Origin of the sequence: Fenollaria massiliensis, assembly GCF_000312505.2 — a bacterium.
GTDB lineage: Bacteria > Bacillota > Clostridia > Tissierellales > Peptoniphilaceae > Fenollaria > Fenollaria massiliensis.
The window spans coordinates 130,874-143,140 of the sequence record NZ_HG326225.1; the positions used below are offsets into that span (position 1 = coordinate 130,874).

Annotated in this window: 12 protein-coding genes; 1 reads left to right on the plus strand and 11 read right to left on the minus strand. The window is 29.3% G+C overall.

All coding sequences use genetic code 11. The features are described from left to right. Positions 1-344: 344 nt before the first annotated feature. From BN30_RS10475 to BN30_RS02465, 4 genes are read right to left on the minus strand one after another with little or no spacing between them, the layout of a single operon-like run. Complete coding sequence (locus tag BN30_RS10475) at positions 345-1,157, minus strand: MATE family efflux transporter (protein ID WP_341348918.1); 813 nt, start codon at positions 1,155-1,157, stop codon at positions 345-347. A 14-nt stretch (positions 1,158-1,171) separates the two neighbouring features. Beyond that, positions 1,172-1,723, minus strand: coding sequence for an MATE family efflux transporter (locus tag BN30_RS10480; protein ID WP_341348919.1), 552 nt, complete (start codon positions 1,721-1,723; stop codon positions 1,172-1,174). A gap of 1 nt (position 1,724) precedes the next feature. Continuing rightward, on the minus strand, positions 1,725-4,199 hold the full coding sequence (locus BN30_RS02460; protein WP_019213938.1) for a PEP/pyruvate-binding domain-containing protein: 2,475 nt from the start codon (positions 4,197-4,199) through the stop codon (positions 1,725-1,727). Between the two features lie 23 nt (positions 4,200-4,222). Then, positions 4,223-4,876, minus strand: a complete 654-nt coding sequence (locus BN30_RS02465) for a TetR/AcrR family transcriptional regulator (RefSeq protein ID WP_341348920.1) — start codon at positions 4,874-4,876, stop codon at positions 4,223-4,225. A 289-nt stretch (positions 4,877-5,165) separates the two neighbouring features. Here BN30_RS02465 and BN30_RS08775 point away from each other — a divergent pair, with 289 nt between their 5' ends. Further along, positions 5,166-5,378: a plasmid mobilization protein gene (locus tag BN30_RS08775; protein ID WP_019213940.1), complete on the plus strand. Its 213-nt coding sequence runs from the start codon at positions 5,166-5,168 to the stop codon at positions 5,376-5,378. Between the two features lie 241 nt (positions 5,379-5,619). Here BN30_RS08775 and BN30_RS08780 read toward each other — a convergent pair whose 3' ends face one another. The 7 genes from BN30_RS08780 to BN30_RS02505 all read right to left on the minus strand — a co-directional run bounded on the left by BN30_RS08780 (position 5,620) and on the right by BN30_RS02505 (position 12,185). Continuing rightward, complete coding sequence (locus BN30_RS08780) at positions 5,620-6,426, minus strand: DUF4435 domain-containing protein (protein ID WP_019213941.1); 807 nt, start codon at positions 6,424-6,426, stop codon at positions 5,620-5,622. A 4-nt stretch (positions 6,427-6,430) separates the two neighbouring features. Continuing rightward, positions 6,431-7,966 (minus strand): AAA family ATPase, encoded by a 1,536-nt coding sequence (locus tag BN30_RS02480; protein ID WP_019213942.1) that lies wholly within the window; start codon positions 7,964-7,966, stop codon positions 6,431-6,433. A gap of 509 nt (positions 7,967-8,475) precedes the next feature. Continuing rightward, on the minus strand, positions 8,476-8,754 hold the full coding sequence (locus tag BN30_RS02485) for a type II toxin-antitoxin system YafQ family toxin (RefSeq protein ID WP_019213943.1): 279 nt from the start codon (positions 8,752-8,754) through the stop codon (positions 8,476-8,478). After that, the gene (locus BN30_RS02490; RefSeq protein ID WP_019213944.1) at positions 8,744-9,016 is read right to left on the minus strand and encodes a type II toxin-antitoxin system RelB/DinJ family antitoxin; all 273 of its coding nucleotides are present in this window, start codon (positions 9,014-9,016) and stop codon (positions 8,744-8,746) included. The genes BN30_RS02485 and BN30_RS02490 overlap by 11 nt, the downstream gene beginning before the upstream one ends. A gap of 343 nt (positions 9,017-9,359) precedes the next feature. Beyond that, positions 9,360-11,126, minus strand: a complete 1,767-nt coding sequence (locus BN30_RS02495) for a recombinase family protein (RefSeq protein WP_019213945.1) — start codon at positions 11,124-11,126, stop codon at positions 9,360-9,362. Positions 11,127-11,185: 59 nt separating this feature from the next. Further along, on the minus strand, positions 11,186-11,332 hold the full coding sequence (locus BN30_RS09980; RefSeq protein ID WP_001058407.1) for a hypothetical protein: 147 nt from the start codon (positions 11,330-11,332) through the stop codon (positions 11,186-11,188). A 454-nt stretch (positions 11,333-11,786) separates the two neighbouring features. Further along, positions 11,787-12,185, minus strand: coding sequence for a sigma factor-like helix-turn-helix DNA-binding protein (locus BN30_RS02505; protein ID WP_019213946.1), 399 nt, complete (start codon positions 12,183-12,185; stop codon positions 11,787-11,789). Between the last annotated feature and the right edge of the window lie 82 nt (positions 12,186-12,267).

Sequence of the window (12,267 nt, forward strand, 5' to 3'; positions counted from 1 at the left end):
AGCAACTTCAAAAATATTTACACTTCAAAGTATTTTGATTTTTATAGAAAGATGACAAAATACTCCTCACTTTATAAAGGGAAATTTGCCCTCTTTGGTAACCTGAATTTTTATTTTTTATAGTATTTTTGAGTTTTATTGATTAATTGAATATAAAAAATAAGGACTTATGCTATTAAACATAAATCCTCTAAAATGAAATGAATTTGTTCTTTATCTATATTTTAAATTTGATTTTTTATGATAATTACCAGTATCAAAAAGGTCTATTGTTTTTTTCTATATGTATAACAGACCCTAAATAATACATAGCAATTACCTCCACTATTTAATTTCTTGCTTTCTTAGGCACATTTTTGCTCTTTTCTACTAATTGTATTCATACCTCTAACAACGATAATTGCTAAGAAAAAAGACAATATGTCAGAAACGGGTTGGAGCAAATATATCCCAAATTTCCCATATAAATTAGTAAGTAAATATAATAAAGGTATGTAGAAAATACCTTGCCTTGAAATCGAAATTATCAACGACCAAAAATATTTACCTATGTTTTGCATTAACATACTACTTATCGCATAATAGGCTAACAATGGAATTGTTATACATTGCATTCTAAGTATTTGCACTCCTATAGAAATAACTTCACTATCTTTAGACATTGCAATAATAAAATGTTCCGAAAAAATATATAGCACCACTGCTGATATAATCAAAAATATAGTTCCAACAACAACTGTCAAATTAAATGCTGATCTAACTCTGCCATATTTTTTTGCACCATAATTCATTGCACAAATAGGTTGAAACCCTTGCCCCCATCCAATCATAATCATATAAGCTATGGCAACTGTTCTTGAACTTACGGTTAATGCTGCAATAATACTGTCCCCAAAGCTTGCTGCAACTCTATTCAATAAAATGAGGGAAACACTTGTAATTGCTTGCCTTGAAAAGTTAGGCATTCCTCCTACAAGAATATGGTATATGCGTTCTTTACTACATTTGACATTTTTCAAAGAAACAGGAATATTGCCATTTCTTTTCGCCAACATAGTAAGTGAAATACAAGCAATTATTTGCCCTGTCAAAGTTGCAATTCCAGCTCCAACAAACCCGAACTTGAATATAAACATAAATACAGGATCAAGAACCATATTGCTGAACATTCCTAAAGTAAACCTATCATTCCATCTTTTACATTTCCACAAAGCCTCAATTGATTATAAATAGTAATAGAATACAGACTAAATGGAACGCTTATTATAATCACCTTTAAATACTGAGTAGTAAATTCAAATAAGTTAACAGAAGCATTCCCACCAATGAACTTTGTCAAGTCTGATATAAAAATCCATGACATTATAGCTATCAAAAATCCACTTATAATAGAAAATGCCATTCCTATGGAAGAAATAATTGTCGCCTCTTCTTCATCTTGTTCTCCAAGTTTTTTAGACATAATATTACCGCTACCATATCCAAACCAAAAACCAATAGCCTGAATAATACTCACGAAGCTAAAAACAACACCAATAGCGGCTGTCATCGATTTATCATTTAAAAGTCCGACAAAAAATGTGTCTGTCAAATTATAAATAACCATAATTAGCATACCAACAATTGTTGGAACAGACATTTTTACTATCAAAGGTAAAAGTGGTTCACTTAAAATCTTTTGCCTTCTCAATTCTTTTTGATCTATTTGATTTTTTGATTTCATATCAGCAACCTTTGACCTCGCCGGTATTACCATCTACTTGTATGGTATCTCCATCCTTGAATTTGGTAGTTGCAAAACCAACTCCAAGAACTGCCGGTATATTATATTCTCTTGCAACAATTGCAGCATGGCTCAAAGCAGAACCTGTATCTGCCACAACAGCACTTGCCAGCTTAAATAATGGAGTCCATTCAGGATCTGTAAGATGACAAACTAATATATCTCCTTTTTTCATTTTATAAAATTCTTTGGGACTATTTATTAGACACACCTTTCCAACTGCAATGCCAGTGCTTCCGCTTACTCCTTTTAAGACATCACCATCTGTTTTAAAAATCAATAACTTTGAAGCTTCCCAAACTTTTACTGCTAAAGGAAATTTTTCGTTTCTCCTATTTATTTTTTCCTTATCTGATTCATTTAAATTACCTCTGTTAATTACTTCCAACAATTCTTTATGAAAAAGATTAGCCACTCCAGTTTCTATGTTTTCATCACCCAAGAGTATAAAGTTAATTCTTCTAACACACTTCCTCACATAATAAAATAGTGTTTCCCACAAATATTGACTTTCTTCACGAACCACATGAAAATATCTAAAATATTTTATCTGTTTTTCTACATCCTGATACTTTCTACCATAGATTTCCTTTACGCTCTCCATAAGCTTAGAAAAATCCTTTACATCGTTACTTCCATTACTATTTTCATTTAATATAGGTCGTAATATATTTATAAGCCTATCAGGATCCTCAAGAAATGTTTTTGCAGATAAACAATAACAGTTATAATCAGATTTAAAGCCATTATCTTTCATAAACTCATCTGATATATTCTTAAAATCATTATACTTTTTATATAATTCCTTAAAATTATCTCCGGAAATTATTGCTTTTTTTAAAGCTTCATTTTTTCTTATCTCACGAGCCATTTTATAGACATCATTTGTAACCACTGATGTTTTATTATCTAAGTCCCAATAAAAATCAAATGATGAATAATTGCTATTTACTTTTTTTATTATTTTGGTAAATTTCTTGCTATTTAAAACTGATGGAAATAATGCATATTTGAATCTATCATAAGCAAGCTTTTGCAAAAGAACATAACTTTCTTCTAAGAAATTTCCACACTCCGTTAATGTCATATTTTCAAAATTTAAGTGCTTGATTTCTTCTATTTCAACTTCATATATATTCATAAAATCTTTGCACTTCTTATAACAGAACTCAAAATCCTTCATGTTCTTTAAAATATTAAAAAATTTAAAAATATTCTTTCCAATTCGCTTTCCGTCATCAGAAAAAGTTTGTATACCATCATCATCTATAATTGGATTTCTTGGTAAAATAATTCCACCTTCTGACAAAATGTTTACTTTCTGATCATTAATTGCCATCAAATAATCGAAATCAAGGACTCTATGTGCAAAAGGCATTTTTTCTAAAAAGAATGACATTACTTCTTTTGTATCCTTTTTGATTTTTTTACCATTTATATACTTCTCTATTAAATCATTGCCAGTTATATCATTCTTGGAATTTTTTAATGTGGTAATCGCTCTCGCTTGTAAAATATAGACAATATCATTTTTGATAGCCCATTCAATATCCATAGGCATACCATAGTGTTTTTCAATCTCTAAACCGCACTTCATAAGTTCAAGTATTTCTCTATCATTTAATGCACGAATTTTTCTTTTATCTGGATTTACCGATACTTCAACAGTTTCCTTATCCCCGTATATAATCTGAGTTTCCTTGCTTCCAATATTTACTTCGATTATATTTCCTGATTTGTCAATAATGTAGCTATCCGCTGTAACTCTTCCGCTTACAACGCTTTCTCCTAAGCCAAAGCTTGCATTTATTTGCATCTCATTTTCTTTTTTGTTTACTGGGTTTACAGTAAATAAAACTCCTGATTTTTCACTCTCTATCATTTCTTGAATAACAACTGCAATAGAAACTGAAGTTTGATCATAACCTTGATGAAATCTATAGCTTACAGCTCTATTCCCCCAAAGTGAAGCATAACAATTACGCACCCCATTTAATACACTTTCAATACCTTGAACATTTAAATAAGTTTCTTGTTGCCCTGCAAAACTGGCATCCGGTAAATCTTCTGCCGTTGCTGAAGAACGCACTGCAACTCTTGTATTATTTCCAAGATTAAAATATTTTTCTCTTATTGCATTTTCCAATTGCTCAGGAAATTTCCCAGCCTTTATCTTTTCTCTAAAATGCTCAGCTTCATTTAGAAGTATTTTTTCATCATCTGCTGATTTTTTAATTCCATTTTCAATGAGGCTATCAATAGCATTTACTTTTAAAAAATCTCTATATGCGTCTGCTGTTATAACAAAACCACTTGGAACATTTATTTTAGCCGAAGTCATTTCTCCAAGATTAGCTCCCTTACCTCCAACAATTAATACATCTTCCTTTTTTATCTCATTAAAATCCAGAATCATTTCTATCACCTTCCTTTTTACAATTAAATTTCTATATATTTAAAAACAATGCTTTGTATATAAATATTAAGCACTTCCTCAAATGTATCTTCATTAAAATGGAAATAATTTGAACATAGAACAAAGCTTCCAACAAAGGCATTTGATAAACCTTGCTTATCTACGCTTTTTACTACATTGTTTTTGTACCAATAATCGATTAACCTATCCAAAAAATCCCCATATAGATTTTCTACTCTATTCACTTTCTTTGAATCTTGACTCGCAAATATTCTAAATGCCTCTTGATAAATTTGCTGATTTCTAATTTTCTCAGTCATGTCTATTGAATACTTAAAAATTACCTCTGAAAGGAATTTTTTAGGATTCGTAAGTGAATTTGAAAATTCTTTTTCAATGTTCTCCAATTTTTGTATTGATCTATATGCCATTAAATCAATGACAAGAGATTCTTTATCTTTCCAAAAATTATAGAAACTCCCTTGAGCTATTCCGACTCTTTTTGTCAATTCCGAAATGCTAAGTGATTTTGTCCCTTTATCATGAAATAAATCAAGAGCTGTTTCCATAATACTTTCTTTGATTTTTATCTTTTCTTCTTCTGTAAATGCCTTTCCCATATTTTTATCCTCCGAGAGTGGTTTTTTTTGTCTATGAATTTTACATTTTTTATTCATAGATATTATAACTCTTCTTCCTGTATATGTCAATGAATATTATTTTTTATATTCACAGATGGCTTCGAATTGAATACATCATTATAATTTGGTATAATATAGCTATAAATTCAAAACTTGCTTAACGCTTGATATCTAATTTATTCTTATGTAGCAAGCACAGTAAGTGTACGGACACTTACGAAAAAATTAATGGAGCAGCCCTTTACGGAATGCTCCATTTTTTTAATTTTTACCTTGTTAGGGAGAACCCTAAGACCCCGAAATATATTTTATAAAGGAGAATAAAATGGCAAATAGATTTAGAAATGAAAGAATAGAAATAAAATTAACTAAGGAAGAAAAAGAAGTTTTTGAAAAGAAAATGAAACTTGCTAATTGCAAAACAATGTCTCACTTTCTTAGGAAATGTGTATTAGAAAAAGAAATTTATGTAGTAGATTTAGAACCATTTAGAAACCTACAATGGCTACTTTCAAATGCAACAAACAGTATAAATTAGATAGAATTGTTATATAAATTACAAAATTCAATAATTAAAATTTTCTGTTTTAGGTTCAGCAAACTATTATCATAAAAAACTTAACAATATACATTGCTTATTTAAAAATATTTTTCTTACTATTTTAATATTGCAGAAATATTATAGATGTTATTAAACGGATAATCTTTCTCTAATATAAGAAATCAATTCTGGTGGTGTATCTGCATATGCAGACAATTCTGAAATTATGTCAGATAAATTAGCATGTATTTTTCTTTTTTTGAAAAATATTTTCTATTATATTTTTACCTGCATCTTGAAATACATCTCTAAAAACAGGTGTTAGTGCTTGAGTAAAATACTTCCCTCTTATTTTACTTACTGGATTTAATCTTAAATTTTCTATCTCTTTATTGATTTCAGACTCTTTAATTTTAAGCGAATCTTTAACTAATTTCTCAAGGACTTGTATTTTACAAATATTCTTAATGTTACTATATTCTTTTAAATTTGACATTTGTGTATACTCAACACAATGTTTAGATTTTTTAATTTGTAATGAATACCAGGCATTCGCATAAATAATTTCTTCAATAATTTTATCTCTTATACTTATTATATGATTATAAACAACTTTAAAGTCTGAATTATCATCTTCATTTTCTTCAGAAATCCCAATTATTCCTATTAATATTCTCTTTATTGCAGAATTCGTAAAATAATTATTCTCTATTGAATAGGACGATGTTACATATATACTATCAGGTATATTATCATTATTGTCATAATCACGATCTATAAAATACATATTCTTTTTTAAATCTTCAATCGCGGTTTGATTTGAAATCATATTATGAACTGCTATAACATTATTTTTACAATTACAATGAAAAACCCTATATTCTTTGTCCAAAATATACGAAGATATTCTACTAATATAATACTTAAAATCATCCTTGCCTTCAAAAAATAAAAATATGTCTTTCTTACTCTTTGAGGTTATATAACTTTGAAAAATAGACTCTATACAGTCAGATTCATTCTCCATAAAATTCAATAAACCCACAGGTCTACACCTCCTTATACTTATCAAGTTCAATAACGAATTTTCTATATTCATTTTTGAATATAAAAGGAGAATGTGTCGTTGCAATCATTAATCCAATTTTTTGAGAGTCAAAAATATCTTTCAAGAATTCTTTCTGCCACTCTATTGATAATGATATCTCTGGTTCATCAATTATAAATATACAAGGTGTTACTACATCCAAATAAACTTTAGAGAAAATAGAAATCACCTGTTTTTCTCCTGAAGATAAATCTTCAAAATCAATTTTCCTATTATTAAAATCATAAACATTCATTGTTAAAAGCGATTCATCATATACTATTTTTTTACCAGATAAATACTTTGTACAAACATCAGAAAATTTTCTAAGTTTTGAATCTAATGGTTTTTGTTCATCATATATTTTTACTAATTTTTGTAAATAATATAATAAAAATTCTATATTAGGCATTAGTTCGCCTTTTGCTGAATTATTGATGAAATTTTTTAAACTATCAATATTATCGATTCTTTCCTCGCCAATTCTTTTTATTATTACATCTACTTTATGCATATCGATTCTCTTATATTCACCAAGATATTCTCTTACATTTTTCTTCAGTAACTCACTAATGATATTTGCATTCATTTCTATATATGCTGTATTTGCATCTTTTCTCATTTTATTCAGCACATTGCTTATTCTATTTTTAACATCATTCATTCCAAATCCCATGTATTTTGGTGATAACTCATATCTATTGTACTCATCTCTACGATTTAGAAAAACTTTATCCAAACCGACTTCCACTCTTCTATACGTTGGATAAAAAAGAATGTCTTCTTCTAGTGCATCTTTTATTTTGTACAAAATTCTAGAAAGATCTTCATATTGTAACTCTTTTAATTCTTGCAATATATACATAAACTTCTTATTTTTAATTAAGTCAATCCCATTATCAAAATATCTATAAGTTAATTCCTCAATTAGATCTAAATCAATATATTGTTTATATTCAAAATCCTTCCTTAATTTTATGGAATAACTTCTTGGCAAATACATTGATATTTCTTCAAGTAAATTTTCTATTCTTCTAGAATATTTATTATCTTTACTATTAACTTGAAAATATTGTTCTCGATCTATTTCATATTTTTCTCCCGAAATACTAACAGTCACTTTTTTAAAATTAATATCCATTAATATGTTTTTATCGCTAGTCAAAATTGCAACTATTATATTCAGTATAGTTGTTTTACCAACGCCATTTTCAGATACCCATATAGAAATATCATCTTTAAAATTTATCAAATAATTATACTTTCCAAATAGTCCTTCTATTTTTATACTTTCAAGAGATGTTAAATTAATATGATTATTCAATTTTTTATTAATATTTATCTTATTTAAAACATCTATTATATCTTTATCACTTAGATCAATCGTATCTAAATCACTTAGTGAATAAATGTCATTTAATAGTAAATAGTTCCTTAATTGTTCATTTGTAAGTGCATATTCCTTAGCTATTTCATCTATACTTCCATATTTTTTCACTTATATATCCTCCTTAATTTCATTTTTTAATATTTCTTCAATTTCATAATCTAAAAAATTCTCAAATTCTAAGCAAAATATCTGTGGTTACGATTTGCCCATTATTAATTTTATAAAATGTATTTTTTACCAATCCTTGCTTTTTTATCAATTCGCTATTTGTCATATCTAAATCTATTAGTTTTTTAAATAATCTTTTATACCTAAAAGTTCTCAATATACACTATAACGAAGACTTATATTTATTATATTATACCATTAAATATCGGTTTAATATAAAACGTTCTCTTTAAAAGAACATTTAAATTTATAAACAGTAGTATATTAACCCATATTCTCTACTAATTAATATTTTCTTGTCTATAATTTGCCAGACAGCGTTCGTTAAATTACATCTCATTAATTCTATTTGAAATAATTATCACTACTTCAAAACCTTATTAGAGGTCAAATCACCAATATACTTATTTTCAAGGTATAGGTCATAGAAGTCTCTCATTCATATTGTTTTACTTAAACAAACCTGAGTGTGAGCCTGTTCTTACTAATGATAATATTAAAAACTCTTCTATTTTTTCATATATTAATAAAAAATCGGGCTCTATATGACATTCTCGAGTCCCTTTGTAATTTCCAGCTAATGAATGGTCTCCATATTTTTCATCAAGAGTTTCATCCTTTGCTATTTTTTCAATAACATCAAAGAGCTTTTTAATATCTTTTCCTTGCTTTTTAGCCTGCTTTAGGTCTTTTTTAAATCTACTTGTAAACTTTATTTTATACTTCAAGGGCTTTCCTCAAGTCATCCATATTATCATAGGATTTCACATTCGTATCTTTAGCTATCATTCTTCCTTCTTCAATCGCTTTTATAGTTTCATCATCTGGAATATCAAGTTTTAAATCAAAAGGAATGCCACTTTCTCTAATACTTGCCCTTAAAAACATGTTAATTGCAGTGGTCATATTTAAACCTAAACTGGAGTAGATTTTTTCTGCTGCTTCTTTTATTTCTTTATCTGTTCTTATATTCAAATTTGTTGTAGCCATATCCTCATCTCCTTTGACCTTATTATATGTCAAAGTTCGTGCTTTGTCAATACATTGTCATCATTAAATGTTTTTACATTTTATATAACATATGTAACGAATCCTTACTCCCTTCAATAAAAAAAGAGCAGCTTTTTAAGCTACTCTTGTATAAAGTACAAAATGAGTTAAATATATTTTTTTTGTTTCCTCATACTAATCTTAAAACTACTCTTACGTCCATGTAGTTTTTTTGAGTCTTTTTTACGTATCCTTCTTCGTCTTTATCAAATACAAAATGCTTGTAAAACTGCTTAAAATGCAGGATTTCTAAATTTACATCTTTTGTATCAATGCTATAGTCTCAACATGTGTTGTCAATAGGATAGGAATACAAATTATTAACCTCGTCGCTTGAATGAGGATACAATTTGTTGTCAGTTTCCTCATTAACTTCCTTGGCATTTTTTCTTCTGCTCTTGAATAATCTTCCGTCCTGAGAATCTTTTTTTCCAGTCTTATATATGATAGTAATCATTGCAGGATCAATTTCACCTTCATCGTTAGTTCCCCCAATGATGATTTTATCTACTATACTTTCAAATACTGCCCTATCAAATTCCTCAAGATATTTATTGGACTCAAGTAATTTTTTAAACCCCTCGAGCCTTTTCTTCAACGCTTTTTCATCAGTGAGTGTTACTTCTAAAGTCCTTTTTTCTGCAAGTAATTTCTCTTTACTAATAGCTATTTCATTATACTTATCCTGATATATATCCATGCTGATTGACTCATTCAGCCTTAACTCAACAAGATCCTTTTCTTTCTTTAGTATCTTATCAAGTTGATTTGTTATCTTCTTCAGGTCTTTAGCTAAACTGTTGTCTTTCAATTCTTCTTCCACAGTTTTAAGGAATTCATTAGTAATTTCAACATTATTGTGGCATACCTGACGATAACTTTCCATGAATGCTTTTTCTATGGCTTCTTCTTCAATCCCTTTACTATGCGGACAATACTTCTTTCCGTTTTTAGTAGCATTGACACACTGCCATATAACTTTTGTATACTCTGAACTCGAATGCCAATTTCTTCTTGAAAGATTATGACCACAAAATCCACATTCAAGCATACTGCTAAAAGCATATTTTCTTGAATACTTTTCTCTCTTACCGCCATTATTAGCAACGGTATTTCTGTTTTTTGACCTTCTTAATCTAATACCTTGAGCTTTTTCAAAATCTTCTTCCGAAATGATTGGCTCGTGATGGTTCTCTATATAAAACTTATCCTGTTCTCCGAAATTATCCAATCTTCTCTTTGAAATAGGATCAACCGTATAGGTCTTTCCCATCATAAGATCCCCTTTATATTTCTCATTTTTTATGATTCCTAAAACTGTTGTTTCCGTCCATCTTTTATTTCCTCTTGGCGATAAATATCCTTGTTCTTCAAGTTCTCTGGAGATTACCATACCGCCAACACCTTCAATATATCTTCTGAAAATATATCTTACAATCTCAGCTTCTTTTTCATTGATAGAAATGCTTTTAGTTTCCGGATCATAGTCATAGCCTAAACACCCTTGAAAGCCTACCATTTCTCCTCTTTCCATCTTCATTCTCAAACCTTTTTTGACATTGGCTGAAATGTTCTCTACTTCCTGTTGCGCAACTGAACTTAAAATTGTTAAAAGCAACTCTCCGTCCATTGTTAAGGTGTTTATGTTTTCCTCTTCAAAAAAGACCGCAACATTAAACTCTTTCAACTTTCTTACATACTTTAAGGTGTCTAATGTATTTCTTGCAAATCTTGATATAGACTTTGTAATTATCATATCTATATCGCCGTTCATACAGTCGTTTATTAATCTTTGAAAGTCAATTCTTCGATCAACCTGTGTTCCTGTTATCGCCTCGTCAGCATATATTCCGGCAAGAGTCCACTCTTTATTTTTCTGTATAAATTCTGTGTAATGTTCTACCTGAGAATTATAGCTATTAATCTGATCTTCAGTATCCGTACTAACTCTGCAATAAGCTGCCACTCTCTTTATTGAGCGTTGAACACACCCTGATGCAGTTCTTTTCAGTGTGGTATCACCTTTAATAACTTTAACATCCTTTTTCACTGCACTGCCTCCTTTTTGTATCTTTCTATGCAGTTCTATTATACCACACTTGCAAAACATTATAAATATAATTCTGTAGAGATATTATACTTTTTCATCAGCTTTAGTTTTATCTTTTTATATTCAATATCACTGAGCAAGTGCTTAGAAAGTAACATAGACAGCATAGATAATTGGAGGCTATATCTTAATAGTTCATTATTCATTCTAAATCCTCCTCATATAATTTTATCTAAAGTTTTATGACATTAACGGGTGCTTAGGATAAGCAACATTGGAATCTCACCACCGCCCCTGTTAAGATGAGCCGGCTTTCACTAAAGAAGTATCATTATCATTACTTAGGTCATCGCTCGCAAAGTTATCCTCGTTCTTTGCTTTAAGAAAATTTATTTATCGCTCGTTTCCTTCTATCCTTGTCTTTGACAGTATTCATTTAAACCGAATTTCTTCAGCAGGAAAGTCATGGCGTAAATTCCTTACGCTCACTAAGTAATTAAAAGTCCCGTCATGGTCTATTCAGTTTTCAAGGAACAATAGCCTAACGGCTTTAAGAGAGATTCTCTTCAACTTTATTGTTTTCATCACTTCTTTAAAAAAATATAAGGACAGATCTCCCTTCAATTTATAAAGGAAAATCTGCCCCCATCTACAAGGCGTTTACTTTATAAATTCTTTCAAAAGCACCTTTAGCTTTTTAAGAATATTGTTTTTTCGCCATTGTATAGCTTGATAGCTTACTTTCTTACTTCTTGCTACACTCGATAATGTTTCATCATTAAAATACAAACGCTCTATGATGTCCCTTTCTTCATCATTCAGCCTTGACATAGCCTTTCTGACTGTTTCAATTATTTTTTCTACATCCACACTTTCATCAGCAAGGTTATCCACAAAATTCCCGTCATGATCCAATGATGAAAAAAAGAGCAAGTGGTTTTTCTTGTCCACCTGCTCTAAATACTTTTCGTGTTCTTTTTCTCGCCAGTAGACTTTATAAATATCTTCACTGACTTTTACCTTTTGCCCTCTGACATAAAGGTAATACTCTTTTGCCATAAAGTTTCCTCCATTTCTTTTTTTGTCTGCGTTTTTAGACAAAAAAAGGAGGACTTCTGCACATAGGCATAAAAAGTCCTCT

Excerpts from the sequence above, each read along its gene's own strand:
- BN30_RS10475 (WP_341348918.1), bottom strand. The coding sequence starts at position 1,157 with ATGGTTCTTGATCCTGTATTTATGTTTATATTCAAGTTCGGGTTTGTT.
- BN30_RS10480 (WP_341348919.1), bottom strand. The coding sequence starts at position 1,723 with ATGAAATCAAAAAATCAAATAGATCAAAAAGAATTGAGAAGGCAAAAG.
- BN30_RS02460 (WP_019213938.1), bottom strand. The coding sequence starts at position 4,199 with ATGATTCTGGATTTTAATGAGATAAAAAAGGAAGATGTATTAATTGTT.
- BN30_RS02465 (WP_341348920.1), bottom strand. The coding sequence starts at position 4,876 with ATGAATAAAAAATGTAAAATTCATAGACAAAAAAAACCACTCTCGGAG.
- BN30_RS08775 (WP_019213940.1), top strand. The coding sequence starts at position 5,166 with ATGGCAAATAGATTTAGAAATGAAAGAATAGAAATAAAATTAACTAAG.
- BN30_RS02490 (WP_019213944.1), bottom strand. The coding sequence starts at position 9,016 with ATGGCTACAACAAATTTGAATATAAGAACAGATAAAGAAATAAAAGAA.
- BN30_RS09980 (WP_001058407.1), bottom strand. The coding sequence starts at position 11,332 with ATGAATAATGAACTATTAAGATATAGCCTCCAATTATCTATGCTGTCT.
- BN30_RS02505 (WP_019213946.1), bottom strand. The coding sequence starts at position 12,185 with ATGGCAAAAGAGTATTACCTTTATGTCAGAGGGCAAAAGGTAAAAGTC.